Origin of the sequence: Pseudomonas putida (assembly GCF_026625125.1) — a bacterium.
GTDB classification, from domain to species: domain Bacteria; phylum Pseudomonadota; class Gammaproteobacteria; order Pseudomonadales; family Pseudomonadaceae; genus Aquipseudomonas; species Aquipseudomonas putida_X.
In genome coordinates, this window is record NZ_CP113097.1 from 5,556,596 (window position 1) to 5,582,417 (window position 25,822).

At 63.5% G+C, this 25,822-nt stretch carries 25 protein-coding genes; 16 read left to right on the top strand and 9 right to left on the bottom strand.

All coding sequences use genetic code 11. From position 1 onward, the window contains the following. Window positions 1–181: 181 nt before the first annotated feature. From rfbC to OSW16_RS25635, 5 genes are read left to right on the top strand one after another with little or no spacing between them, the layout of a single operon-like run. Entirely contained in the window at window positions 182–724 is a 543-nt protein-coding gene (rfbC, locus tag OSW16_RS25615) for a dTDP-4-dehydrorhamnose 3,5-epimerase (protein WP_012316701.1), read from the top strand. Then, window positions 721–1,581 carry a dTDP-4-dehydrorhamnose reductase gene (gene rfbD / locus OSW16_RS25620; RefSeq protein WP_267819433.1) on the top strand — a complete coding sequence of 287 codons (861 nt, stop codon included), beginning with the start codon at window positions 721–723 and terminating at the stop codon, window positions 1,579–1,581. The genes rfbC and rfbD overlap by 4 nt, the downstream gene beginning before the upstream one ends. Before the next feature lie 38 nt (window positions 1,582–1,619). Beyond that, the gene (locus OSW16_RS25625; RefSeq protein WP_267819435.1) at window positions 1,620–3,434 is read left to right on the top strand and encodes a sensor histidine kinase; all 1,815 of its coding nucleotides are present in this window, start codon (window positions 1,620–1,622) and stop codon (window positions 3,432–3,434) included. Beyond that, a complete protein-coding gene (locus tag OSW16_RS25630) occupies window positions 3,431–4,840 on the top strand; it encodes a sigma-54-dependent transcriptional regulator (protein WP_267819437.1) in 1,410 nt (469 codons plus the stop codon). The genes OSW16_RS25625 and OSW16_RS25630 overlap by 4 nt, the downstream gene beginning before the upstream one ends. Then, window positions 4,837–5,292, top strand: coding sequence for a YiiD C-terminal domain-containing protein (locus OSW16_RS25635; RefSeq protein ID WP_267819439.1), 456 nt, complete (start codon window positions 4,837–4,839; stop codon window positions 5,290–5,292). The genes OSW16_RS25630 and OSW16_RS25635 overlap by 4 nt, the downstream gene beginning before the upstream one ends. Here OSW16_RS25635 and cysQ read toward each other — a convergent pair. After that, window positions 5,281–6,108, bottom strand: coding sequence for a 3'(2'),5'-bisphosphate nucleotidase CysQ (cysQ, locus tag OSW16_RS25640; RefSeq protein ID WP_267819441.1), 828 nt, complete (start codon window positions 6,106–6,108; stop codon window positions 5,281–5,283). The genes OSW16_RS25635 and cysQ overlap by 12 nt on opposite strands. Continuing rightward, complete coding sequence (gene nudE, locus OSW16_RS25645; RefSeq protein WP_241805538.1) at window positions 6,105–6,671, bottom strand: ADP compounds hydrolase NudE; 567 nt, start codon at window positions 6,669–6,671, stop codon at window positions 6,105–6,107. The genes cysQ and nudE overlap by 4 nt, the downstream gene beginning before the upstream one ends. Before the next feature lie 64 nt (window positions 6,672–6,735). Here nudE and yrfG point away from each other — a divergent pair, with 64 nt between their 5' ends. Then, the gene (gene yrfG, locus OSW16_RS25650) at window positions 6,736–7,398 is read left to right on the top strand and encodes a GMP/IMP nucleotidase (RefSeq protein WP_012316708.1); all 663 of its coding nucleotides are present in this window, start codon (window positions 6,736–6,738) and stop codon (window positions 7,396–7,398) included. 264 nt (window positions 7,399–7,662) lie between these two features. Here yrfG and lysM read toward each other — a convergent pair whose 3' ends face one another. Next, window positions 7,663–8,103 carry a peptidoglycan-binding protein LysM gene (gene lysM / locus OSW16_RS25655; protein ID WP_267819443.1) on the bottom strand — a complete coding sequence of 147 codons (441 nt, stop codon included), beginning with the start codon at window positions 8,101–8,103 and terminating at the stop codon, window positions 7,663–7,665. Between the two features lie 192 nt (window positions 8,104–8,295). Here lysM and fdhD point away from each other — a divergent pair, with 192 nt between their 5' ends. The 3 genes from fdhD (at window position 8,296) to OSW16_RS25670 (ending at window position 12,171) form a co-directional block, all read left to right on the top strand. Then, window positions 8,296–9,126 carry a formate dehydrogenase accessory sulfurtransferase FdhD gene (gene fdhD / locus OSW16_RS25660; protein ID WP_267819445.1) on the top strand — a complete coding sequence of 277 codons (831 nt, stop codon included), beginning with the start codon at window positions 8,296–8,298 and terminating at the stop codon, window positions 9,124–9,126. Between the two features lie 5 nt (window positions 9,127–9,131). Then, window positions 9,132–11,477: an FdhF/YdeP family oxidoreductase gene (locus tag OSW16_RS25665; RefSeq protein ID WP_267819447.1), complete on the top strand. Its 2,346-nt coding sequence runs from the start codon at window positions 9,132–9,134 to the stop codon at window positions 11,475–11,477. A 214-nt stretch (window positions 11,478–11,691) separates the two neighbouring features. After that, on the top strand, window positions 11,692–12,171 hold the full coding sequence (locus OSW16_RS25670) for a glycine zipper domain-containing protein (protein WP_241805529.1): 480 nt from the start codon (window positions 11,692–11,694) through the stop codon (window positions 12,169–12,171). A gap of 54 nt (window positions 12,172–12,225) precedes the next feature. Here OSW16_RS25670 and OSW16_RS25675 read toward each other — a convergent pair whose 3' ends face one another. The 3 genes from OSW16_RS25675 to hslO form a co-directional block, all read right to left on the bottom strand. Next, window positions 12,226–12,666, bottom strand: coding sequence for an acyl-CoA thioesterase (locus OSW16_RS25675; protein WP_267819450.1), 441 nt, complete (start codon window positions 12,664–12,666; stop codon window positions 12,226–12,228). Between the two features lie 231 nt (window positions 12,667–12,897). Further along, window positions 12,898–14,439: a phosphoenolpyruvate carboxykinase gene (locus OSW16_RS25680; protein ID WP_241805526.1), complete on the bottom strand. Its 1,542-nt coding sequence runs from the start codon at window positions 14,437–14,439 to the stop codon at window positions 12,898–12,900. A 179-nt stretch (window positions 14,440–14,618) separates the two neighbouring features. Further along, window positions 14,619–15,518 (bottom strand): Hsp33 family molecular chaperone HslO, encoded by a 900-nt coding sequence (gene hslO, locus OSW16_RS25685; protein ID WP_267819453.1) that lies wholly within the window; start codon window positions 15,516–15,518, stop codon window positions 14,619–14,621. A 119-nt stretch (window positions 15,519–15,637) separates the two neighbouring features. Between hslO and OSW16_RS25690 the strand changes: the two genes are divergently transcribed. Further along, window positions 15,638–16,432 (top strand): phosphatase PAP2 family protein, encoded by a 795-nt coding sequence (locus OSW16_RS25690; protein ID WP_267819455.1) that lies wholly within the window; start codon window positions 15,638–15,640, stop codon window positions 16,430–16,432. Between the two features lie 27 nt (window positions 16,433–16,459). Here OSW16_RS25690 and OSW16_RS25695 read toward each other — a convergent pair whose 3' ends face one another. Continuing rightward, window positions 16,460–16,861 (bottom strand): RNA-binding S4 domain-containing protein, encoded by a 402-nt coding sequence (locus OSW16_RS25695; protein WP_241805517.1) that lies wholly within the window; start codon window positions 16,859–16,861, stop codon window positions 16,460–16,462. A 175-nt stretch (window positions 16,862–17,036) separates the two neighbouring features. Between OSW16_RS25695 and OSW16_RS25700 the strand changes: the two genes are divergently transcribed. Both OSW16_RS25700 and rimK read left to right on the top strand, forming a co-directional pair. Further along, a complete protein-coding gene (locus OSW16_RS25700) occupies window positions 17,037–17,453 on the top strand; it encodes an ATP-dependent zinc protease (protein ID WP_372490515.1) in 417 nt (138 codons plus the stop codon). After that, window positions 17,450–18,355, top strand: coding sequence for a 30S ribosomal protein S6--L-glutamate ligase (rimK, locus tag OSW16_RS25705; protein WP_012316721.1), 906 nt, complete (start codon window positions 17,450–17,452; stop codon window positions 18,353–18,355). Before OSW16_RS25700 ends, rimK begins: the two co-directional genes overlap by 4 nt. Window positions 18,356–18,398: 43 nt before the next feature. On the opposite strand, the gene OSW16_RS25710 is transcribed toward rimK, so the two are convergent. Both OSW16_RS25710 and ompR read right to left on the bottom strand, forming a co-directional pair. Then, window positions 18,399–19,712: an ATP-binding protein gene (locus tag OSW16_RS25710; RefSeq protein ID WP_012316722.1), complete on the bottom strand. Its 1,314-nt coding sequence runs from the start codon at window positions 19,710–19,712 to the stop codon at window positions 18,399–18,401. Window positions 19,713–19,725: 13 nt separating this feature from the next. Beyond that, on the bottom strand, window positions 19,726–20,466 hold the full coding sequence (gene ompR / locus OSW16_RS25715) for a two-component system response regulator OmpR (protein WP_241805515.1): 741 nt from the start codon (window positions 20,464–20,466) through the stop codon (window positions 19,726–19,728). 228 nt (window positions 20,467–20,694) lie between these two features. Between ompR and OSW16_RS25720 the strand changes: the two genes are divergently transcribed. The 4 genes from OSW16_RS25720 to OSW16_RS25735 all read left to right on the top strand — a co-directional run bounded on the left by OSW16_RS25720 (window position 20,695) and on the right by OSW16_RS25735 (window position 25,772). Next, entirely contained in the window at window positions 20,695–23,019 is a 2,325-nt protein-coding gene (locus OSW16_RS25720) for a Tex family protein (RefSeq protein ID WP_267819461.1), read from the top strand. Next, window positions 23,019–23,402 (top strand): PaaI family thioesterase, encoded by a 384-nt coding sequence (locus tag OSW16_RS25725; RefSeq protein ID WP_267819463.1) that lies wholly within the window; start codon window positions 23,019–23,021, stop codon window positions 23,400–23,402. The genes OSW16_RS25720 and OSW16_RS25725 overlap by 1 nt, the downstream gene beginning before the upstream one ends. 154 nt (window positions 23,403–23,556) lie before the next feature. After that, entirely contained in the window at window positions 23,557–25,134 is a 1,578-nt protein-coding gene (gshA, locus tag OSW16_RS25730; RefSeq protein WP_418942025.1) for a glutamate--cysteine ligase, read from the top strand. Next, complete coding sequence (locus OSW16_RS25735; protein WP_267819467.1) at window positions 25,134–25,772, top strand: TetR/AcrR family transcriptional regulator; 639 nt, start codon at window positions 25,134–25,136, stop codon at window positions 25,770–25,772. Before gshA ends, OSW16_RS25735 begins: the two co-directional genes overlap by 1 nt. Window positions 25,773–25,822 lie beyond the last annotated feature (50 nt).

Consider the following 25,822-nt stretch of genomic DNA (forward strand, 5'->3'; position numbering starts at 1 on the left):
CCTCTTTTACTTTTCGCTTATCTCGCCACTGCCGAAGCCGATACACAAGTGGCAGTGATGAAATGATGATCGTGCGTCCACGCTCGGTCATGATGGCAATCCGGGCTGCAAAGCACCAACGCGGCTACATTGAACGAGGCCGGTACGGTCCACCCCTGAGTACACTGGTCAGAAAATTGCCATGAACATAATCGCTACAGACATTCCCGACGTACTGATCATCGAGCCCAAGCTCTTCGGTGACAGCCGCGGCTTTTTCTTCGAAAGCTTCAATGCCCGCGAGTTTGCCAGGCTGACAGGCTTTGACGCCCATTTCGTCCAGGACAACCACTCCCGCTCACAGCGCGGCGTGCTCCGCGGGCTTCACTACCAGATCGACAACCCCCAGGGCAAACTGGTGCGGGTCGTTCAGGGTGAAGTGCTGGATGTGGCCGTGGATATCCGCCGCAGCTCACCGACATTCGGCCGCTGGGTGGCCACCCGCCTTTGTGCCGAAGACCACCGCCAATTCTGGATCCCACCAGGGTTCGCCCATGGTTTCCTGGTGTTGAGCGAGTCGGCTGACTTCCTGTACAAGACCACCGACTACTACAACCCCGCCGCCGAGCGCTGCATCCGCTGGGATGACCCACAGCTGGCCATTGACTGGGGCGTGGAAGCGCCGCTGCTGTCGGCCAAGGACCAGGCCGGCGCGCTGCTGGCTGACGCGGACCTGTTCCCATGAGGGTGCTCGTGTGTGGCCACAATGGCCAGGTCGCCCAGGCGCTGAAAACGCAGCTGGCCGGCCTGGGCGAGGTGCACCTGCTGGGCCGCGACCAGTTGGACCTGGCACAGCCCGAGGCCTTGCGCGAACCGCTGCGCCAGCTCGCCCCCGCGCTGATCATCAATGCCGCCGCCTATACCGCCGTGGATCAGGCCGAAAGCGAGCCAGACACCGCCTTTGCGATCAATGGCCAAGCCCCTGGCGTGCTTGCCGAAGAAGCGCTGCGCCTTGGCGCACCACTGATTCACTATTCCACCGACTACGTGTTCGACGGGGAAAAGGCCACGCCCTACACCGAGCAGGACGTACCCAACCCGCTCGGCGTCTATGGGCGCAGCAAGCTTGCCGGTGAGCAGGCCATCGCTGCCGTGGAGGGCGAACACTTGATTCTGCGTACCAGCTGGGTGTACTCGCTGCATGGGCGCAACTTCCTGCTGACCATGCAACGCCTGCTGCAGGAAAAACCGCAACTGCGCGTGGTCGACGACCAGATCGGCGCGCCGACCTGGGCCACGACCATCGCCCACAGCACTCGCCTGCTGATCGAACGCTGGCAGGCCGGCGGGGCCGGAGCCTGGGGCACCTATCACCTGACCGCCCAGGGCCAGACGTCATGGTTCGGCTTTGCTCAGGCCATCGGCGAGCAGCTCAAGGCCCGTGGCCTGCCCTGCGCCGAGCTGCTGCCGATCCCCTCCAGCGACTACCCCACGCCCGCGCGCCGGCCGGCCAACTCGCGCCTGGACTGCTCGCGCCTGGCCCGCGAATGGGGCGTGACGCTGCCGCACTGGCAGCAGGCGCTGATCGACTGCCTCAAGTAGCGCATAATTGCGCCAGACTCTTCTGGCGCATTTACGCGATGATTGCAAAACCCACGCACCCACGCCGTCCCCGCTGGCGCAGCCTGGCCCTGTTGGCCCTGTGCCTGGCCCCTTTGCTGTGGCCGCTGCATCACCTTGCCGAACGCTATTACCAGGACGAACTGGCGTCGCAGAATCGCCAGACCCTGGACCTGTACGTCGCCAACCTGCTCGGCACCCTGCACCGCTACGAAACCCTGCCGCAGATTCTTGGCGAATTGCCGGCGCTGCGTGGCGTACTGGCCGACCCGTTCAAGCTCGAAGCGGTCACCAACGCCAACCGCCTGCTCAAAGACATCGCCCACCAGACCGGTGCCGAGGTGATGTACCTGATGGACGTCAGCGGCAATACCCTGGCCGCCTCCAACTGGGACAAGCGCGACAGCTTCGTGGGCCGTAACTTCGCCTTCCGCCCATACTTCAACGAGGCCATGGCCGGGCAACTTGGGCGCTTCTTCGGGCAAGGCACCACGTCGGCCAAGCGCGGCTACTTTTTTGCCGCTGCAGTACATGACCGTGAACGCATCGTCGGGGTGTTGGTGGTCAAGGTCGACCTGGACCACACCGAGACCCTCTGGGGCAATACGCCTGAGCAATTGCTGCTGACCGACCACAACGGCGTGGTGATCCTCACCTCCCGGCCCGACTGGCGTTTTCGCGCCACCCGCGAGCTGACCGAGGCCGAGCGCCAGGCGATCATCGCCATCCAGCCCTACCCGACCCAGGCGCCACAGCCGCTGGACCTCAACCCGAACGCCTGGCTGGCGCAGACCCGTGACATCAAGGAGACCGGCTGGCAGGTCAGCATCCTCGCACCGCGCATGCTGGTCGACCGCTCGGTGCAAACCGTCATGGCCATCGGTGGCGGCGCACTGCTGGTGCTGATGCTGCTGGCCGGGCTGGTGATGCAACGCCGCCGGCACTATATCGACCGCATCGACTTCGAAGCCCGGGGCCGTCAGGAGCTGGAAAATCGTGTGGCTCAGCGCACCGCCGACCTCGAAGGCCTCAACAACCGCCTGAAAAGCGCGGTACTGGAGCGCGAGAATGCCCAGCAGGAGCTGGTACGCGCCCAGGACGAGCTCGTGCAGGCGGGCAAGCTGTCGGTGCTCGGTACCATGTCGGCGAGCATCAGCCACGAACTCAACCAGCCCTTGGCAGCCATCCGCAGTTACGCGGAAAACGCCGAGATCCTGCTCGATCACCAGCGCACTGAAGATGCCCGTGGCAACCTCAAGCTGATCGGCGAACTGACCGGGCGCATGGCCTCGATCATCGCTCACCTGCGGGCCTTCGCCCGGCGCGATCGCCACGCGCCGGAAAGCGTGGCGCTGCAGCCGGCGCTGGACGACGCCCTGGCGCTTCTGGCCAAACGCCGCCGGGCGATGGCCGTGGAGCTGATCCGTGACCTGCCCGATGCCACCCTGTGGGTGCAGGCCGGGGAAACCCGCCTGCGCCAGGTGCTCGGCAACCTGCTGGCCAACGCCCTCGATGCCCTGACAGAAAAAGCCAACCCGCGCCGCCTGTGGCTCAGTGCCGAAAAGCGCGATGACTACGTCTACCTGTTCATCCGCGACAATGGCCCGGGCTTCAGCCGGCAGGCCCTTGAGCACGCCAAGGAGCCGTTCTTCACCACCAAGACCCGCACCCAGGGCTTGGGCCTGGGCCTGGCCATCTGCGAAAGCCTGATGCGTGCCCTGGGCGGTGAACTGCTGCTGGCCAACCACCCGGAAGGCGGCGCCCTGCTCACCCTGCAAATGCGCGTGGCAGCCCCCGGCGCCAACCTGCAACCATCGGAGGACCCCTCGGCATGACCCCCGAGATACTGATCGACAGCCAGGCCCAGGTGCTGCTGGTCGACGACGACCCACACCTGCGCCAGGCCTTGAGCCAAACCCTCGACCTGGCGGGGCTGAAGGTGGTTGCCCTGGGCGACGCCCAAGGCCTGGCCGAGCGCCTGGAGCCCGACTGGCCTGGCGTGGTCGTCAGCGATATCCGCATGCCCGGCATCGATGGCCTGCAATTGCTCGAACAATTGCACGGGCGGGACAACGAACTGCCAGTGCTGCTGATCACCGGCCACGGCGATGTGCCCCTGGCAGTGCAGGCCATGCGTGCCGGCGCCTACGACTTCCTTGAAAAACCGTTTGCCAGTGAAGCCCTGCTCGACAGCGTGCGCCGCGCCCTGGCCCTGCGCCGGCTGGTGCTCGACAACCGCAGCCTGCGCCTGGCCTTGAGCGACCGCCAGCAACTCTCTACCCGCCTGGTCGGCCAGTCGCCCGCCATGCAGCGCCTGCGCGAACAGATCGGTGCCCTGGCCGGCACCCGCGCCGATGTGCTGATCCTCGGTGAAACCGGCGCTGGCAAAGAGGTGGTCGCCCGCGCCCTGCACGATTTGTCCAGCCGCCGCGAGGGGCCATTCGTGGCCATCAATGCCGGCGCCCTGGCCGAGTCGGTGGTCGAAAGCGAGCTGTTCGGCCATGAGTCCGGTGCTTTCACCGGCGCGCAGAAGCGCCGCATCGGCAAATTCGAGTTCGCCAATGGCGGCACGCTGTTCCTCGACGAAATCGAAAGCATGAGCCTCGACGTGCAGGTGAAGTTGCTGCGCCTGCTGCAGGAACGGGTGGTCGAGCGCCTGGGCGGCAACCAACTGATCCCGCTGGACATCCGCATCATTGCCGCAACCAAGGAAGACCTGCGCCAGTCTGCCGACCAGGGCCGTTTCCGTGCCGACCTTTATTACCGCCTGAACGTGGCGCCGCTGCGCATACCGCCGCTGCGCGAGCGTGGGGATGACATCCTGGTGCTGTTCCAGCACTTCGCCGATACCGCCAGCCAGCGTCACGGCCTGCCACCGCAAACCCTGCAGCCGGCGCACCGGGCCATGCTGCTGCGCCATGCCTGGCCAGGCAATGTGCGCGAACTGCAAAACGCCGCCGAGCGTTTCGCCCTGGGCCTGGAGCTGGCGCTCGATAACCAGGCTCCCGCTGCCGCAGCACCCACAACACCACATCAGCTAGGCAACCTCAGCGAACAGGTCGAGCAGTTCGAGCGTTCGTTGATTGCCGCCGAACTGGGCCAGCCGCACAGCTCCATGCGCAGCCTGGCCGAGGCCCTCGGTATCCCGCGCAAAACCTTGCATGACAAGCTGCGCAAGCACGGCCTCAGTTTTGACGGTGGCCACAGCGGGCCCGACGACCAAGAGGACAACCGCCCATGAACAGCGACAGCCAGTACCTGCAGGACGTACTGCACAGCGACATTCCCCTGACCCGTGAAATGGGCCTGCAGGTCATCGATTGGCAAGGCCAGAACCTGCGCCTGCAACTGCCGCTGGCCGCCAACGTCAACCACAAGAGCACCATGTTCGGCGGCAGCCTGTACTGCGCCGCCGTTCTGGTGGGCTGGGGCTGGCTGCACCTGCGCCTGCGCGAACTGGGCATCGACGACGGGCATATCGTCATTCAGGAAGGCCAGATCAGCTACCCGCTGCCGGTCACCGGCACGGCCGTGGCACGCTGCGCCGCACCGGACGAAAAAACCTGGGAGCGCTTCGTGACGCTGTATCAGCGCCGCGGCCGTGCGCGCCTGACCCTGGACACCACGGTGTGCAATGCTGGCAGCGACGTGCCCGCCGTGAGGTTCAGCGGGCAGTATGTGTTACATCGCTGAGGCGAGCTGGATCAGCGCCTGACGCCAGCTTGCCGCTGCGGGCAAAGCCAGGAAGAAGGGGTTGAGCAGGGATTCGCGCGGCGGGTAGCAGAACGGCTGGCCGTCCACGCCAATCACTTCCCCGCCTGCCCCTTCCAGCACACCTTGCGCCGCAGCGGTGTCCCACTGCGATGTCGGCGCCAGTCGCGGGTAGCAGTCGGCGCTGCCTTCGGCCAGCAGGCAGAACTTGAGCGAGCTGCCGATATTGGCCAGCTCCAGCTCGCCGACAGCAGCGCCCAGGCCAGCCAGCAACGCCTCCTGCTGGGGGCTGGAGTGGCGCCGGCTGGCGACCACGGTGAAACGGCCATCGGCAGGCGGCGCGTTACGCACCTGGACCGGCTGGGGCTCGCCGCCGGCCTCTGCCCGCCAGGCGCCCAGGCCGTGGCCACCGAAGTAACAGCGGCCGCTGGTCGGCATCGAAACCACGCCAAACACCACTTCGCCGTTTTCGATCAGCGCGATATTGACGGTGAACTCTTCGCTGCCTGCGATGAACTCCTTGGTACCGTCCAAAGGGTCGACCAGCCACCAGCGCTGCCAGCCCTGGCGCTCGGCCAACGGGATATTGCAGTCTTCCTCGGACAGCACCGGGATCTGCGGCGCCAGGGCCTGCAGCCCGTCGGCGATTACCCGGTGTGCGGCCAGGTCGGCGGCGGTCACCGGCGAATCATCCGCCTTGTTGGTCACTGCGACGTCGGCGCGCCAGAACGGCAGGATCGCCTGCCCTGCCAGGCCGGCCAGTTGCACCACTGCATGCATCAGTTGCTGGTCGTTCATACCTCGAGCAGCCCCCGCTGGATCAGCAGGTCGCGCGCCAAGTACAACGCCGCCAACGCCCGCCCCTCGCTGAACTGGGGGTGCATGGCCAGCGCCGAGAGTTCGCGAAGGTTGACCTTGTCGACCCGCATCGGCTCCGGCTCGTCGCCCTCCAGCCGCTCTTCGTAAAGGTCGGTGGCCAGCACCACCTGGATCTTCTGGCTCATGTAGCCGGGCGACAGCGACAGCTCGGTCAAATGTTCCAGCTGGCGCGCGCCAAAGCCGGCTTCTTCCTTGAGCTCCCGGTCAGCCGCGGCCAGCACATCCTCGCCCGGTTCGATCAGGCCTTTGGGCAGGGACACTTCGTATTCATCCGTGCCACCGCAATACTCCTCGACCAACACGGCGTGCTCGGCATCTAGCATGGCCACGATCATGACCGCGCCGTAGCCATTGCCGCGCCCGACCAGACGCTCGTAGGTACGCTCGGTGCCATTGCTGAAGCGCAACTGCACGGCCTCGACGCGGAACAAGCGGCTGCTGGCGACGATCTCGCGGCTGAGAACGGTGGGTTTCTGGCGCATGGGGCGGCTCCTTGGCGTGAACGGGTTACTATACCGTGGCTTGCCGACTGAACGAGAGTTTCCCATGCCTGTTCTTCCCTGGTCTGCCATCGATACTGTCCTGCTGGATATGGACGGCACGCTGCTCGATCTGCATTACGACAACCGCTTCTGGCTGGAGCACCTGCCCCAGCGCTACGCACAGGTGCACGGCGTAAGCCGGGCAATGGCTGAGATGGAGCTGCAGCCGCTGTTCGAGCGCAATGCCGGTACGCTCAACTGGTACTGCCTGGACTTCTGGAGCCGTGAGCTGAACTTGCCGATCCGCGAACTCAAGCGCGAGATCGCCGACCTGATAGCCCTGCGCCCAGACGCCGATACCTTCCTGGCGGCGATCCGCCAGGCCGGCAAGCGCGTGGTGATGATCACCAATGCACACCGCGATTCGCTGTCGTTGAAGCTGGAGCGGGTGGAACTGGCGCCGTATTTCGAGCGGCTGATCAGTTCGCATGATTATGGCTACCCGAAAGAAAGCCCGCAGTTCTGGGACGCGTTGCAGGCCGATATCGGCTTCGAGCCTGGGCGCAGCCTGTTCATCGACGACACCCTGGCCATCCTGCGCAGTGCCCGCCGGTTTGGCGTGGGGCATTTGCTGGCTGTGCGCCAGCCCGATAGCCAGGCGGCGCCGCGCGATACCCAGGAGTTTGCGGCAGTCGAGGATTACCGGGAGTTGCTGGTCGGTCTTTAGGGCCAAATCGCCGGCAAGCCGGCTCCCACAAGGAAGGTGTTAGCTTTTAGGAATGAGGTAAGACAGTTGCTTTCACAGCAATGGTGTTGGCTTCTGGGAATTGGGAGAGGCAGGTGGTTGCACCGGTACTGCACGGCTATCGAGCGCTGTGGTTGTTCTGGCAGCCCCCCAGAGCTGGATGGGAGTCCAACATCTGGGGGGCAGTCCACCGTCTGGTGGGAGCCGGCTTGCCGGCGATTGGCCGGGGCAGACGATAGCGATCTGTCAGTCCGGAATCCGCAGCACCTGGCCCGGATAGATCTTGTCCTCATGCTTGAGCATCGGCTTGTTGGCTTCGAAGATCTTGCGGTACTGGCTGGCGTTGCCATACTCGACCATGGCAATGGCTGACAGCGTGTCACCCGTTTTAACGGTAATGAACCGCGCAGCCTTAACGACCGGCCCTGTTACAGTGATCTGATCGTCAACGCTGGCCACACCACTTATGTTACCGGCCGCAAGGATGATCTTCTCCTTCTCCTCCTGGCTGGCAACCTCGCCCTTGAGGGTGATCTTGTCACCGTCTACCGTAGCGGTGATGTTCGGGTTGCCCAGGCCGACGTTCTCCACATGTTTTTTCAACTGCTCCTCGGCATTGGCATTGCCTGGCGTCAGTAGGTCGATCAACTTCTCGCCGGCTTCTTTCACGAAACTGAAAAGGCTCATTGCGTTCTCCATGTTGACGTTAACCTCGGAATCACGAGTCTAGGCCAGGATTTCCTCCCCCGCCCCACTGCGACCAATCGACGCGGTCTATCAAGGCATAGACCCTAGCGATTAGACGTGACCGGCCCACAGGCCTAGGCTGGTGCTATCAAAAAGCCGCCGGTAGTCAGCGCCGATGAACAACCAGCCCCGATGAACAGCAAGCCACCGGTCTGCGCGGCCTCGACGCCTCTGGCCTTGCCTGCCGCCAGCAACACCTATGATTACGTCCAGCTCGACGACGCTGCGCGGGCCAGCACACCGCTGGCCGAAGAAATCGCCCTGGCCATCGTCTACAACGGCCTCAATCAGGCCGTGATGCTCGTCAGCCCCACCGACCTTGAAGACTTTGCGGTCGGCTTCAGCGTTGGCAGCGGCATTGTCGAAGGCACCGCAGACATCTACGACCTGAAACTTTCCGGCAGTGGCTCGGCGTTGTACGCCGACCTGGAAATTTCCAGCCGCGCATTCTGGAACCTGAAAAACCAGCGTCGCCAACTGGCTGGCACCAGCGGTTGTGGCCTGTGTGGCGTCGAAGCCCTGGAGCAAGCGCTACCAGAGCTTGCCGAGCTGCCGGGCGCGCCATTGCCCCCGGCGCAGTGGTTGGTGGGCCTGCGTGAGCGCATCGATGCGTTCCAGCCGCTGGGCCAGCACTGCGGCGCCGTGCATGCGGCATTGTTCATGAACGCCCAGGGCGAGTTGCTGCTCGGCCGTGAAGACATTGGCCGCCACAACGCGCTGGACAAGCTGATCGGCGCCCTGCTGCGCCAAGACATCGCTACCGCAGGTGGCCTGGCCATCGTCACCAGCCGCTGCAGCCTGGAGCTGATCCAGAAAGTCCTGCGTGCCGGCATCCAGACCCTGGTCAGCCTCTCGGCCCCTACCGGGCTTGCCCTGCAATGGGCGCGCAAGCACAACCTCAACCTCATTCACCTGCCCAAACACAGTGCACCGCGGGTCTACAGCCCAGCGGCGGAGTCGTAATAGCCGTGACCTCGTACCAACCTCTTCCAGACAACGCCCCAGCCTCCCCACCACGCTACAAGCCCTACCACGGCCCCGCCGGCGGCTGGGGCGCACTGCGCAGCGTGGCCAAGGCCTGGGTGGGCAGCGACAATGCGCTGAAGAACCTTCGCGCCCTGCTCAAGACCAACCAGAATGGCGGCTTCGACTGCCCCGGTTGCGCCTGGGGCGACTCGCCCGAGAGCGGCATGGTCAAGTTCTGCGAGAACGGCGCCAAGGCGGTCAACTGGGAAGCCACCAAGCGCCGCGTCGATGCGGCATTCTTCGCCCGGTACAGCGTCAGCGCACTGCTCGAGCAGAGCGACTACTGGCTGGAGTACCAAGGCCGCCTGACCGAACCGATGGTCTACGACCCGGCCAGCGACCGCTATCAGCCGATCGCCTGGGATGCAGCCTTTGCCTTGATCGCCCGTGAGCTGAACAACCTGGCAAGCCCCGATCAGGCCGAGTTCTATACCTCCGGGCGGGCCAGCAACGAAGCGGCGTTCCTGTACCAGTTGTTCGTGCGTGCATACGGCACCAACAACTTCCCCGACTGCTCCAACATGTGCCACGAGGCCAGCGGCGTAGCCTTGGGGCAAAGCATCGGTGTGGGCAAGGGGACGGTCACTTTCGATGACTTCGAGCACGCCGACGCAATCTTCGTCTGGGGCCAGAACCCCGGCACCAACCACCCGCGCATGCTCGACCCGCTGCGCGATGCCGTGAAGCGTGGCGCCCAGGTGGTGTGCATCAACCCGCTCAAGGAGCGCGGCCTGGAGCGTTTCCAGCATCCCCAGAACCCGCTGGAGATGCTGACCAACAGCGACCGGCCGACCAACACTGCGTTCTTCCGCCCGGCGCTGGGCGGCGACATGGCGCTGCTGCGCGGCATGGCCAAATTCCTGCTGCAATGGGAGCGTGAGGCGCAGGCCAAAGGTGAGCCGGCGGTGTTCGATCACGTATTCATCGCCGAGCATGGTCACGGCGTCGATGAGTACCTGGCGGCGGTAGACGCCACCTCGTGGGCGCACATCCAGGAGCAGTCCGGCCTGGAGCTTGCGGACATCGAGCTGGCGGCACGCATGTACTGCCGCGGCAAGCGGGTGATCATGTGCTGGGCGATGGGTATCACGCAGCACCGCCACTCGGTGCCTACCATCCAGGAAATCGTCAACCTGCAGATGCTGCGCGGTAACATCGGTGTGCCTGGCGCAGGGCTGTGCCCGGTACGTGGCCACAGCAACGTGCAGGGCGACCGCACCATGGGTATCAATGAGCGTCCGCCGGTGGCGCTGCTCGATGCCATCGAAAAACGCTTCAATTTCCCGGTGCCGCGGCACAATGGCCACAATACCGTCGAAGCGATCCACGCCATGCTCGACGGTCGCGCCAAGGTGTTCATCGGGCTGGGTGGCAACTTCGCCCAGGCCACCCCGGATACTGAGCGTACCGCACAGGCCCTGCGCAACTGCGCGCTGACCGTGCACATCAGCACCAAGCTCAACCGTAGCCACCTGGTCCATGGCAAACAGGCCCTGATTCTGCCGTGCCTGGGCCGCACCGACATCGACCTACAGGCCGACGGGCCGCAGGCGGTCACCGTTGAAGACTCTTTCAGCATGGTCCATGCCTCCAACGGCCAGCTCAAGCCGCTGTCGACTCACATGCGCTCGGAGCCGGCAGTGGTTGCCGGCATCGCCGCCGCCACGTTGGGCAAAAACCCGGTCGACTGGCACTGGCTGGTGGCCGACTACAACCGTATCCGCGACTTGATCGGCGACACCATTGCAGGCTTTGCCGACTTCAACCAGCGCCTGAGCCACCCAGGCGGTTTCTACCTGGGCAACAGTGCAGCCAGCCGCCAGTGGAAGACCATCAACGGCCGCGCCAACTTCAAGGCCAACCTGCTGCCGGACACCCTGCTCGACGAGCGGGTACGCGCCAGCGGCCAGGTACCCGACCTGATCATGCAATCCATGCGCTCGCACGATCAGTACAACACCACCATCTATGGCCTGGACGACCGCTACCGTGGCGTGCGTGGCCAGCGTGACGTGCTGTTCGTCAACGAAGCCGACATCATCCGCCTGGGCTTCCAGCCGGGGCAGAAGGTCGACATCGTCTCGTTGTGGGGTGATGCGCATGTGCGCCGTGTGCAGGGTTTCACCCTGCTGCCTTTCGATATCCCGGCTGGGCAAGCGGCGGCGTACTACCCGGAAGTGAATCCGCTGATTCCGTTGGAAAGCATTGGCCAGGGCAGCCATACACCAACCTCCAAGTTCGTCGCCATCAAGTTGGAGCGGGCGCGCGACGACGGGCGAATCGTGTAACCGAACGGCACGGTTAAAAACGAAAAAAGCCCTGTTCCACAGGGGTTCAGGGCTTCGTCACAATTACCTCAGACACATGAAAAACGATAAAGTTTCACCGTTAAATCAGTAACTTAGAAAATTGTGTACAACTCGTGCTACTCGTCGGTTTTCCGTTGCCAGCCGCCTCAAGGAACTGCAAATTCGCCCTCGTCATCCTTATGAGGCTCTCTTGATGAAGAAGTACTCCTCGATTCTGTTGTTGTCTTTCAGCTTGCTAAGCGGCGTTGCCATGGCCGGTGGCAATACCGAAGCCGGCATTGGCGGCGCATTGGGTGGGGTACTCGGCTCCGTAGTGGGCAACTCCATCGGTGGTAGCACCGGCGGCGCCATTGGTGCCGGCCTTGGCGGTGCGGCCGGCGGTGCCCTGGGTGCCGACAAGCGTCAGCGTGGTGAGGCCGCCATCGGTGGCGCGCTGGGCGCTGCGGGCGGTAACGTGGTCGGTCGTTCGGTGGGCGGTACCACCGGCAGCTACATTGGTGCAGCCGCAGGCGGCGGCGCCGGTGGCGCGCTCGGTAACTACCTGGGCAACAAGGCCGATGATGACGAGCGCCACGACGATCGCCGCTACCGTCGCGGCTACGACGACCGCCGTCATTACGACCGTGGCCGCCACTACGGCCACCGCAAGCACAAGCGCCATTGGCGCCACTGATACCTGAGACCCTCCTCAGGCAGCAAAAGCCCCGCCCTCACCCGCGGGGCTTTTTCATGCCTGCGGCGCGAGCTGCAGGCCCGACAAGATCACCTGCAGCGCCTGCGGCAACGGTACCGGCCGACCGCTGGCGCGCTCGATAAACACCTGTACCACGGTCCCTGCCGCGCAAGCATCGGGCTCGCCCGGGCGATACAGCGCCAGCCGGAACTCCACCGTGCTACCTGCTAGGCGAGTTACGCCCAAACCCACCTCTAGCACATCCGGGAAGCCCGGCAGCGCGAAAAAGTCTGCCGCCGAACTGACCACGAACGCGGCCAGCTCACCTTCACGCAGGTCGACTTCAGCCTGCTCGACCAGAAACGCCTGGATGGCGGTTTCGAAGAAGCCATGCACGGTGGCGCCAGCAATGTGGCCGTTATGGTCGTTGTCTTGGGGGCGGGTGAGGATGGGGTGGAAGTGGGAGAAAGCGCTGCGCTGAGGGCATTCGGTCATCTGTCTGTCTCGCAAGATCGCAGGGGATGCCATCAGTGAAACAGAAATTCGGGAAGGGGTGGGTATTTCACCGCGCAGAGGCCAGCGAGAAAAGCCATTGGGCCCCATCGCCGGCAAGCCGGCTCCCAAAGGTCAGCGCAAAACTCAAGCGCTGCGCGGTACCTGTGGGAGCCGGCTTGCCGGCGATGGGCTGCGAAGCAGCCCTGCTAACGCTGACTCGACTGGCTCAGCTTACAGCTGTGGGCCAGCAGCCTTGATGGCGTCGGACACGTCGAACTTCTTGAAGTTTTCAGTGAACAGCTTGGCCAAGCCTTTTGCAGCTTCGTCGTAGGCAGCTTTGTCAGCCCAGGTGTTGCGCGGGTTGAGCAGCTCGGTCTCGACGCCCGGAACGGCCTTCGGCACGTCCAGGTTGATGATGTCCAGGTGCTCGGTCTCGGTACCGACCAGCGCGCCGCTCTGGATGGCAGCGATCACGCCACGGGTGGTCGGGATGCTGAAGCGCTTGCCGACACCATAGCCACCACCGGTCCAACCGGTGTTGACCAGGTACACCTTGGAGCCGAAGGCGTTGATACGCTTGATCAGCAGCTCGGCATATTCGCCTGCCGGGCGCGGGAAGAACGGTGCGCCGAAGCAGGTGGAGAAGGTCGACTTGATGCCGCCGCCCGAACCCATTTCGGTAGAGCCGACCAGCGCGGTGTAGCCAGACAGGAAGTGGTAGGCCGCCTGCTCGTTGTTCAGGATCGAAACTGGCGGCAGAACACCGGTCAGGTCGCAGGTCAGGAAGATGACCGCGTTAGGCTCGCCACCCAGGTTGGCTTCGGCGCGCTTGGCGACGTGCTCCAGTGGGTAGGCGGCGCGGCTGTTCTGGGTCAGGCTGACATCGGCGTAGTCGGCGTGCTTGTTGCCGTCGAGGACGACGTTTTCCAGCACGGCGCCATGCTTGATGGCTTTCCAGATGACCGGCTCGTTCTTCTCGGACAGGTCGATGCACTTGGCGTAGCAGCCGCCTTCCATGTTGAAGACAACGCCTTCGCCCCAACCGTGCTCGTCATCACCGATCAGGTAACGGCTTTCGTCAGCCGACAGGGTGGTCTTGCCGGTGCCGGAAAGGCCGAAGAACAGGGTGACGTCGCCTTCTTCACCGATGTTGGCGGCACAGTGCATTGGCAGCACGTCGGCAGCTGGCAGCAGGAAGTTCTGCACCGAGAACATGGCTTTCTTCATTTCGCCGGCATAACGCATGCCAGCGATCAGCACCTTCTTGGCGGCGAAGTTGATGATGACGCAACCGTCGGAGTTGGTGCCGTCACGCTCAGGCACGCACTCGAAGTTGGCAACGTTGAGGACCTGCCACTGGTCGCGGCCAGCCGGGTTGAACTGCTCAGGGTTGATGAACAGGCAACGGCCGAACAGGTTCTGCCAGGCGGTCTGGGTGGTCATCTTCACCGGCAGGTAGTGCTCGGCGGCAGCCCCTACGTGAACGTAGGAAACGAAGTGATCCTGGGCGTTGTTGAACGCCTCGACGCGGTCCCACAGGGCATCGAACTTGTCGGCCGGGAACTTGCGGTTGATCGGGCCCCAGGCGATGGCGTCCTGGGTGGAAGGTTCTTCGACGATGAAACGGTCAGCCGGCGAACGGCCAGTACGGTGCCCGGTCTCGACGACCAGTGCGCCGGTATCGGCTAGCACGCCTTCACCGCGTTGCAGCGCTTCTTTTACCAGCTCATCGACGCTCAGGTCGGTGTACACGGTGTTGTTGGCTTGCGTCATGAGATACCCCATCCGGCCCGAGGCCGAGTGCTCCAAACGTTTTGTAGTTGTCTAAAAAAAACTACTACAGCGAAAAAAGTGGCCGGATTATGCCAGAAACGCCCAAAAAAAGTAGGCCCCTCCTGTCGTAACTGCCCTTTTGCGCAATTCGACAGGAGAATTCACTGAAATTAAACGTTTCAGTGGCGAGTTTCTGACGCCGTGTCAGTGCCACCACCGGCAAACAGTTGTGCCACATCGCTGGAGTCGAAGAAATAACGCTCGTTGCAGAACTGGCAATCGATCTCGACCTTGCCCCCGCACTCCTCGACCAGCTGCTTGGCATCCTGCTCGCCAAGACTGACCAGCGCATTGCCGGAACGTTCGCGCGAGCAGCTGCATTTGAAACGCAGCGGCTGGATGTCGAACAGGCGTACGGCGTCTTCATGATAGAGGCGGTGCAGCAAGGTTTCGTTGGCCTCGGCCCACTCTTGCGGCTTGAGGGTGTTGGCCAGGGCAATCACATGCTGCCAGCTGTCCTCGCGCTCTTCTTCGTCACGCTGGCGATCCACCGGCAACTGCTGCAGCAACAGGCCGCGGGCCTTGCCGCCTTCGGCGTTGAGCCAGAAGCGCGTGTTGAGCTGCTGCGACTGCACGAAGTAGTTGGTGAAGCACTCGGCCAGGTTTTTGCCGTCGAGCTCGACGGTACCCTGGTAGCGCTGGCCCTTGACCGGGTCGATGGTCAGGGTCAGATGGCCGTCCGGCATCAGCTGAGCCAACGTCGCGTCGGCGGGGATCTGGTCCGCTTCGTATCGCGCCATGCCCCGGATGTCGCGCTCGCCCGAGCACTCCACCATCAACAGTGGGATGGGGCCGGCAGAGCGGGCCTGAAGGATCAGCAGGCCGTCGAACTTCAACGCGCCCACCAACAGCGAGGTAGCGGCCATCAGTTCGCCGAGCAATGTGGCAACGGGCTGTGGGTAGGCATGACGAGCCAACACTGCGGCGTAGCTGTCATCGAGTGCCACCCACTCGCCGCGAATATCGCGGTCGTCGAAGATGAAACGTTGGGTGAAATCGGTATCCGGCAAATCGCTCATAGGTTTTGGCTATCTAAAAATGATGACAAAATGGTTACACGGTATGTCTGACAATTGCGAGACCCCGTGACAGAGCGCTCACAAGGCGCTCCGATTCCTGATTGCAATAGAGGTATTTTATGGACAATCGACCACTGTTAAAAGCAACGTGGTCCTGGGGCCCCTTGGCAGCCTGCACGTTGCTGCCCATCGCTCTACTGTGTTTCTGGTTATGGCCCTTTGGCCAGATCCTGTGCCTGACTTTCGACGAATGGCTGTTCCACAGCCTCAATGCACCGTTGGCCGACAACACCGCCTGGCGCTATGTCTGGACCATCGGCAGCCTGCGGCCCTTCGACATCGTCGTTGGCCTGGTCCTTCTGGCCGTGCTGATCCGCGGCGACTGGGTGTTCAAAGCCAGCCAGGTGCGTGAAGCCTTCTTCGGCTTTCTGGTTACGCTAATCCTCTTAGTGGTGATTCGCGCGCTGTTTTCCAAGTGGGTGGATGCAATGGGCTGGCAGCATGACAGCCCATCGATGGTATTCACCAACGCTGTGCACCTGAGCGACTACTACCCGAACCTTGAGAAGGCATGGGAGCTGAAGGACCGTTCCAGCAACAGCTTCCCGGGCGACCACGCCTCGGTGTTGCTGATCTGGGCCTTGTTCATGAGCCTGTTCAGCCGGCGCCTGGTCCAGCACCTGGTGATCTGGGGCCTGGCGTTGCTGTTCATGCTGCCACGGCTGGTCGCAGGCGCGCACTGGGGGCAGGATGACTACATCGGTGGCTTGCTGATGGCAGTGCTGGCCTTGGGCTGGAGCTGCCATACGCCGCTAGCGGCAAAGGGTAGCGCATTGCTGGTGCGGTGGACGGCGCCATTGTTTGCCCTCGGGGCCAGGCTACCGTTGGTCGGGCGCCTGGCGGTGTTCCGCTAGAGGCCAGGGGCTGCTGCTCAGCCCCTTTCAGTCAAAATGACCGTGCAGTTGGTGAATCTGCCGCCGCTGCTTCTTGTTCGGCCGGCCGTCGGTGGTCACGCCCATCGCCCCGGCCTTGCGCAGCTCGGCTGCCTGCTCACGGCGGCGCACACTCTCCTCGGTTTCTGCGTACAGGGCCTGCGCTTCAGGCGCCCCCCTGCGTACCGCCGACAGCGCCTTGACCACCACGGTACGCTCGTCGAAACCGGTACGCAGCACGAACTCGTCACCCACCCTCGGCTCTTTGCCAGGTTTGCAGCGCTCGCCACGGCAATGCACCTTGCCACTTTCGATGGCGGCCTTGGCCAGCGCCCGGGTCTTGTAGAACCGCGCCGCCCATAACCATTTATCCAGGCGTACCTTGTCGTCCTCTTCCGCTTTGTGTGCCATCCCGTTACCTCGAATTCTGTCTTTAACCGAACTGTACTACCGTAACTGACGGATGCAAAAAGTCCCCGCCGTGCTTACAGTTCACCACCTCATTCGCAGGGTGTGCTTCGTGAAGACATTTGACCATCTGACTGTAATCGGCCTGCGTGAGTGGGTCGCTTTGCCCGACCTCGGTGTGGCGGGCCTGCGCGCGAAGATCGATACCGGTGCCAGCACCTCCAGCCTGCACGCTACCGAGGTGGAGCCTTTCGAGCGCGACGGTCAGCCGTGGGTGCGCTTTACGGCCCACCTGGGTTCGGTCGTGCAATTGCGCCACCGCCGCTGCGAAGCCCCACTGGTCACGATGAAGACCATCAAGAGCTCCAACGGCCACGCCCAGACCCGTTACGTGATCCGCACATCGTTGGCGTTGGGCGATGGCGTCTGGGAGGTAGAGTTCACCCTCGCCTGCCGCAAGAACATGCGCTACCGCCTGCTGCTGGGCTCCAAGGCGCTCATTCACGGCCAGCTGGTGGTCAACCCCGGGCTCAAGTACGTGCAAGACAAACCGGCCTACCCGGCCACCCTATCTCCTGTCACAGGTGCTGCATGAAGATCGCTGTGCTGTCGCGCAATCCGCGTCTGTATTCCACCCGCCGGCTGGTCGAAGCCGGCACTCAGCGTGGCCATGAAATGGTGGTGATCGATACCTTGCGGGCCTACATGAACATCGCCAGCCACAAGCCGCAGATCCATTACCGCGGCAAGCCGCTGGAGGGTTTCGATGCAGTGATCCCACGCATCGGCGCCTCAGTGACGTTCTACGGCTGCGCGGTGCTGCGCCAGTTCGAGATGATGGGCGTTTACCCGCTCAACGAGTCGGTGGCCATCGCCCGTTCGCGTGACAAGCTGCGTTCGTTGCAGTTGTTGTCCCGGCGCGGCATCGGCCTGCCCATTACCGGGTTCGCCCACTCGCCGGACGACATCCCCGACCTGATCCAGATGGTCAATGGCGCCCCACTGGTCATCAAGGTACTGGAAGGCACGCAAGGCATCGGCGTGGTGTTGTGCGAGACGACCCAAGCAGCCGAGTCAGTGATCGAAGCGTTCATGGGCCTGAAACAGAACATCATGGTTCAGGAGTACATCAAGGAGGCCGGCGGTGCCGATATCCGCTGCTTCGTGGTAGGCGACAAGGTGATTGCTTCGATGAAGCGCCAGGCCAAACCAGGCGAGTTCCGCTCCAACCTGCATCGGGGCGGTGTGGCCAGCTTGATCAAGATCACGCCCGAAGAACGTATAACCGCCATTCGTGCCGCCAAGGTGATGGGCCTGAGTGTGGCGGGGGTGGATATTCTGCGCTCCAACCACGGCCCGCTGGTGATGGAGGTGAATTCCTCACCGGGGCTGGAAGGTATCGAGGTGACAACCGGCAAGAACGTGGCCGGTATGATCATCGAGCATCTGGAGAAAAATGGCGGGCCGAATCAGACCCGGACCAAGGGCAAGGGCTGAGGTTTCGGGGCTGCCGTGCAGCCCCGTCGTCGGCAGCGAAAGCTCACACCGCGTTACGCGGTAGCAAAAGCCCCAACGGTAACCTCACCCGCGCCTCGATCCCGCCCCCGGAGCGGTTGCGCAACTCGACATTACCGCCATGCTGGGCGGCGATCCGCTTGACGATCGCCAGCCCCAGCCCGGTGCCCTTGCCACCCCGCGCTCGGTCCCCACGAATGAACGGGTTGAAGATGGTCTCCAGCTCCGACTCATCGATCCCTGCGCCCCGGTCCAGCACGCTCAGCACCACATAAGGCGCGCTCTCATCGCCCGACACATAGGCGGCCACCTCTACCCCCTTGCCCGCATGATGCAGCGCATTACCGATCAGGTTGCCCAGCATGCGTTTGAGCGAAACCCGTCGCAGCGGGAATGGCGGAATAGGCTCGAGGCACAAGCGCACACGCTCTTGCGGCTGGTTGTAGGGCGCCACCACTTCGCGCACCAGGTCGGCCAGGTCGACCTCCTCCAGCGGCTCGTCGCGGCCATCGCGAATGAAAGCCAGGAACTGGTCAAGAATCGCATCCATGTCTTCGATGTCGCGGACCATGTCGTCGCTCAGGTCGTTGTCACTGTTGAGCAAGGACAGCGACAGACGCAGACGCGTCAGTGGCGTGCGCAAATCGTGGGACACCCCCGCCAGCATCAACTCGCGCTCACGCCCGGCCTGCTCGACATCCTCGGCCATCTGGTTGAACGCGCGATACACCTCGGTCATTTCGCTCGGCGTATCACTGATCGGCAGACGCACACTGCGGCCCTGGCCCAACTGGCGGGCAGCGAACACCAGGCGTTTGAGCGGCTGGTTGAGCTGGCGCACGAAGATCCATGCCGAGGCGGTGGACAACAGGCCGATGGCCAGGAACCAGCCAAGCACGTTCCAGATCTTCTGGCCCCGCAACGGGTGCGGATAAAGCGGCACTTTCAGCCAGCCTGGGCCGAGGCTTGGCGCGTTGACCCACAACGCAGGCGGTGCGTGGATGCGCAAGCGCACTTCGGTGTCCTCGCCCAGCTCGGCCTGCATCTGGCGTTGATAGATTTCGCTGTAGGGCCAGTGCTGTTCGCCCTCTGGCACGCCAGAGCCGGTCACCCGGATCAGGCCTGCGGCTTCGGCAATCTTGTCGCGGTTTTCTTCATCGGCCGCCCAATAGGCGCGCAGCGTCAGCGCCACACCATGGCTGTATTGCCGATCGACCAGCACGTCCTCGTTCATCAGCAGGTAGACCAGGGTCAACGCCTTGGAGAACAGGACGACGATCAGCACCAGCCACAGGGTACGGGCGAAGAAGCTCTGCGGGAACCAGACCGGAGTTTTCATCGAAGGCCAGCGTTCATTTGCTGGCGTTTCCGTCCGGTACGAAGACGTAACCTACGCCCCACACAGTCTGGATATACCGCGGTTTGGACGGGTCCGGTTCGATCATGCGGCGCAGGCGCGAGATCTGTACGTCGATCGAGCGCTCCAGGGCATCCCACTCACGGCCACGGGCCAGGTTCATCAGCTTGTCGCGGGTCAACGGCTCGCGGGCGTGCATGACCAGCGCCTTGAGCACGGCGAACTCACCGGTGGTGAGCATGTGCACTTCTTCACCCCGCTTGAGCTCACGGGTGGCCAGCGACAGCTCGTAATCGCCGAAGGTGACCAACTCGTCCTCGCTGCCCGGGGCGCCCGGCACCGTCGGTGCCTGACGGCGCAACACGGCCTTGACCCGCGCCATCAGCTCGTCCGGGTTGAACGGCTTGCCCAGGTAATCGTCAGCGCCCAGCTCAAGCCCCTTGATGCGGCTGAGCTCGTCACCCTTGGCGGTGAGCATGATGATCGGGATCTGGTTGTTCGACTGGCGCAGGCGCTTGCACGCTGACAGGCCATCCTCGCCGGGCAGCATCAGGTCGAGCACCACCAGGTTGAACACCTCGCGCTGCAGCAGGCGGTCCATCTGTTCGGTGTTGGGCACCGCACGGGCACGGTAGCCCTTGCTGGTGAAGAAACGTTCCAGCAGGCTGCTGAGCCCCGGATCGTCGTCGACGATGAGAATCTTGTCACCTTCAGCGGTATTTGCGGTGCCGGTCATGAATAACTCCTCTGAGATCGCCGCGCATTATGGCGTAGCCATTGCCACGCGTGCCGTGAGCATTGTTAGCAGATTTTTCCCCCGGCGCCAGTTCCCGGCCTCGGCGACTGGCCTGGCGCCATCACCGCAAGCCTTCTCCGATGGGTATAATGCGCGGCTTTCATCCAGCGCCGCCGGGCGGAACAAGCGCCTCGCAGCCCCCGTATTCACAATTGTCAGGTGGTTTACATGGACAGCATCAGCAGCCGTATCGCCGAGGAACTGGGCGTACGCCCTCAGCAGGTCGAGGCGGCCGTGGGCCTGTTGGACGAAGGCTCGACCGTGCCCTTCATCGCCCGTTACCGCAAGGAAGTGACCGGTAGCCTGGACGACACCCAGTTGCGGCACCTGGAAGAGCGCCTGCGCTACCTGCGCGAGCTGGACGAGCGACGTGCGAGCATCCTGTCCAGCATCGAGGAACAGGGCAAGCTGACCCCTGAACTGGCCCGCGAGATCAAGCTGGCCGACACCAAGACCCGCCTCGAAGACCTTTACCTGCCCTACAAGCAAAAGCGCCGCACCAAGGGCCAGATCGCCCTGGAAGCGGGCCTGGGCGAGTTGGCCGACGGCCTGTTCAACGACCCGCAACTGGCGCCGGAAAGCGAAGCGGCGCGCTTCGTCGATGCCGAAAAGGGTGTCGCCGACGTCAAGGCCGCCCTCGAGGGCGCCAAGTACATCCTCATGGAGCGCTTCGCCGAGGACGCTGCCCTGCTCGACAAGCTGCGCAACTTCCTCAAGCAGGAAGCGGTGCTCAGTGCCCGCGTGGTGGCTGGCAAGGAAGAGGAAGGCGCCAAGTTCCGCGACTATTTCGCCCATGACGAACTGCTGCGCAATTGCCCGTCGCACCGCGCACTGGCGATTTTCCGCGGCCGTAACGAAGGCGTGCTGAGCGCATCGCTGAAAGTCGGCGAAGAGCTGCCGGGCACCCTGCACCCCTGCGAAATGATGATTGGCGGGCACTTCGGCGTGGAAAACCGCAACCGCCCGGCTGACAAGTGGCTGGGCGAGGTGGTGCGCTGGACCTGGAAGGTCAAGCTGTACACCCACCTGGAAACCGACCTGTTCGGTGAGTTGCGCGACAACGCCGAAAGCGAGGCGATCAATGTCTTCGCCCACAACCTGCATGACTTGCTGCTGGCCGCCCCGGCCGGCCCGCGTGCCACCCTGGGCTTCGACCCGGGCCTGCGTACCGGCTGCAAGGTCGCAGTGGTCGATGCCACCGGCAAGCTGCTGGACACCGCGACGGTCTATCCGCACGCGCCACGCAACGACTGGGACCGCACGATTTCGGTACTGGCCGCGCTGTGCGCCAAGCACTCGGTGGAGCTGATCGCCATTGGCAACGGCACCGCCAGCCGCGAAAGCGACAAGCTGATCGCTGAGCTGGTTAAAAAATACCCGGCGCTGAAGATCACCAAGATCATGGTGTCCGAAGCCGGAGCGTCGGTGTACTCGGCATCGGAGCTGGCTGCCCGTGAATTCCCTGACCTGGACGTCTCGATCCGTGGCGCCGTGTCGATTGCCCGCCGCCTGCAGGACCCGCTGGCCGAACTGGTGAAGATCGACCCCAAATCCATCGGTGTCGGCCAGTATCAGCACGATGTATCCCAGGTGAAGCTGGCGCGCGGGCTGGACGCTGTGGTCGAAGACTGTGTGAACGCCGTGGGTGTGGACGTCAACACCGCTTCGGTCGCGCTGCTGACCCGTATCTCTGGCCTCAACGCCACCCTGGCGCAGAACATCGTCGCGCACCGCGATGCCAATGGACCGTTCGCCACCCGTGCCGCACTCAAGAAGGTCAGCCGGCTGGGCGAGAAAACCTTCGAGCAGGCCGCCGGCTTCCTGCGCGTCATGAACGGCGACAACCCGCTGGATGCCTCCGCCGTGCACCCGGAGGCCTACCCGCTGGTGAAACGCATCGCCGCCGACACCGGCCGTGACATCCGCTCGCTCATCGGCGACAGCGGCTTCCTCAAGCGCCTTGACCCCAAGCAGTTCACCGACGAAACCTTCGGCCTGCCCACCGTCACCGACATCCTCCAGGAACTGGACAAGCCCGGGCGTGACCCGCGCCCCGAGTTCAAGACCGCCACCTTCCAGGACGGCGTCGAAGACCTCAAGGACCTGGAGCCTGGCATGATTCTCGAAGGCGTGGTCACCAACGTCACCAACTTCGGTGCTTTCGTCGACATCGGCGTGCACCAGGACGGCCTTGTGCACATCTCGGCGCTGTCCGAGAAGTTCGTCAAGGACCCGCGCGAGGCGGTCAAGGCCGGCGACGTGGTCAAGGTCAAGGTCATGGAAGTGGACATCCCGCGCAAGCGTGTCGGCCTGTCCATGCGCATGAGCGATACCCCGGGCGAAAAAGTCGAAGGCAACCGCGGTGGCAACCGTGGCAATGGCGGCAACCGCCAGCAGCAGGCACCACGCCAGCGCGAAACCGCTAGCGCCGCCCCGGCGAACAACGCCATGGCTGCGCTCTTTGCCAACGCCAAGCAGTTGAAGAAGAAGTGATGGAGATCCCCAAGGCGCTGGTTGAAAGTGCCTACAGCCAGCTGCTGGGCTGCCGCCTGCAACGCCTGGACACCGGCGTGGCAGAGGTGGCTCTGGCGCTTGAGCCGCACCTGCGCAACCGCGGCCAGAAGCTGCACGGCGGGGCGATCTTCAGCCTGGTGGACATCGCCATGGGCCTGGCCTGCTCGGCCAGCCATGGCTTTGACCAGCAGAGCGTGACCATCGAATGCAAGATCAACTACATGCGCGCGGTCGGTGACGGCGAGGTACTGTGCACGGCGCGGGTGCTGCACGCCGGGCGGCGCACCTTGGTGGTCGACGCCGACGTAGTCCAAGGCGACAAACTGGTCGCCAAAGCGCAGGGAACCTTCGCAGTTCTCTAGCTCACCAAATGGTATCTGCGGTATTTTGCGGCAGTGCGCTGGCACTGCCGTAACCGCGTAAACCAGGCGACAACGCCAGTTCCTTTCCTCCTACCCTTGTAGACCGTCAACTCTACCCCCATATTGGGGCGACTGATGCGTGAAGGAAACCATCTTGAGCGACCTCCTCAACCGCCGCCTGAGCCTGCTCGGCGCCAATCTTCCCCTGCTCAAGCAGTGCCTGCACGGTATTGAGCGCGAATGCCTGCGCGTCACCGACGAAGGTCGCCTGGCGCAGACCCCACACCCGGAAAGCCTGGGTTCGGCGCTGACCAACGAGCAGATAACCACCGATTATTCCGAGTCGCTGCTGGAGTTCATCACCCCGGCCCTGGCTGACCCGGCCCAGGTGCTGGAAAGCCTCGAGCAAACCCACCGTTTCGTCTACAGCAAGCTTGGCGACGAACTGCTGTGGAGCCCGTCGATGCCGTGCACGCTGCCGGCCGAGGAGGACATCCCGATCGCCGAGTACGGGACCTCGAACATCGGCAAGCTGAAGCACGTCTACCGCAAGGGCCTGGCCCTGCGCTACGGCCGCACCATGCAGTGCATCGCCGGCATCCACTACAACTTCTCGTTGCCTGAAGCGCTGTGGCCCCTGCTGCGCGCCGCCGAAGGCAACGATCAGAGCGACCGCGACTATCAATCGGCGGCTTACATTGCGCTGATCCGCAACTTCCGCCGTTACAGCTGGCTGCTGATGTACCTGTTCGGTGCCTCGCCAGTCCTGGACAAAGGCTTCCTGCGCGGTCGCCCGCACCAGCTCGAAGAGCTGGACGCCGAAACCCTGTACCTGCCCTACGCCACCAGCCTGCGCATGAGCGACCTGGGTTACCAGAGCAATGCTCAGGCGGGCCTGACGCCCTGCTACAACAACCTGGCCAGTTATACCGACAGCCTGCGCAAGGCAGTGGGCACGCCCTACCCGCCCTACGTCGAGATCGGCACGCATGTCGACGGCGAATGGGTGCAGTTGAACACCAACATCCTGCAGATTGAGAACGAGTACTACTCGAACATTCGCCCCAAACGTGTCACCTACACCGGCGAACGGCCGATCCAGGCCCTGACCTCCCGCGGCGTGCAGTATGTCGAGGTGCGTTGCCTGGACATCAACCCGTTCCTGCCGGTAGGCATCGACCTCACCGAGGCGCGCTTCATCGACGCGTTCCTGCTGTTCTGTGCGCTGGAAGACAGCCCGCAGCTGGACAACGGCGAATGCGGCCAGTGCACCGACAACTTCCTGACCGTGGTCAAGGAAGGCCGTCGCCCAGGCCTTGAGCTGCACCGCAATGGCCTGCCGATCGGCCTGAAAGACTGGGCCAGTGAACTGATCGAGCGTATCCGGCTATTGGCCAGCCTGCTCGACCAGGCGCAAGGCTCTGATGAGCACGCCAAGGCCCTGGATGCCCAGCAGGCCAAGGTCGACGACGCGTCGCTCACCCCCTCTGCCCAGGTCTTGGCACGCATGGCCGAGCATGACGAAAGCTTCGTCCAGTTCTCGCTTCGCCAAAGCCGGCTCCACGCCGAGGCTTTCCGCGAGCAGCCACTGAGCAACGACAAGCAGCAGGCATTCGAAACGCTGGCACGCGAATCGCTCGCCAAGCAGTCCGAGCTGGAGCAAGACGAAGTCGGTGACTTCGACCTGTTCGTCGGCGCCTACCAGGCCAGTATCCTGGCAATCAGCAACTGATGAACCGCTCGACCACCCCGCGCAAGCCGCGCGCCAGCAGCCAGGCCAGGATCGAAGCCATCCTGGCGGCGGCGCGCGAACTGCTGGCTGAACAAGGGGTGGCGGCACTTTCCATCTACAGCGTGGCCGAGCGGGCGCAGATTCCACCCTCGTCGGTGTATCACTTCTTCGCCAGCGTGCCGGCCTTGCTGGAAGCCCTGACAGCCGATGTGCACCGGGCGTTTCGCGAAGCCCTGAGCGCACCGATCGACAGCAGCGCATTGAGCACCTGGCAGCAACTGTCACGGCTGATCGAAGAGCGCATGCTTGCCATCTACAACGAGGATGCGGCGGCGCGGCAGCTGATTCTGGCGCAGCATGGCCTGAGCGAGGTGGTGCAGGCCGACCGGCAGCACGACATGGAACTGGGCGATTTGATGCACAAGCTGTTCGACCAGCATTTCCACCTGCCGGCGATGCCGCTGGATGTGGATGTGTTTGCCTTGGCCATGGAGCTCAGTGACCGGGTCTATGCCCGCTCTATGCAGCTGCATGAACAGATCACGCCGCGCATGGCAGAGGAAGGGATGCGGGTATGCGAGGCGTATCTGGGGCTCTACCTGCCACCGTTTCTGGGTAAACGCCACACAGCGCCCTGAGCCAGGCCCTCAGCTGTAGCTGCAAGCGCGAGGCGCGGTGCGGAGCGATT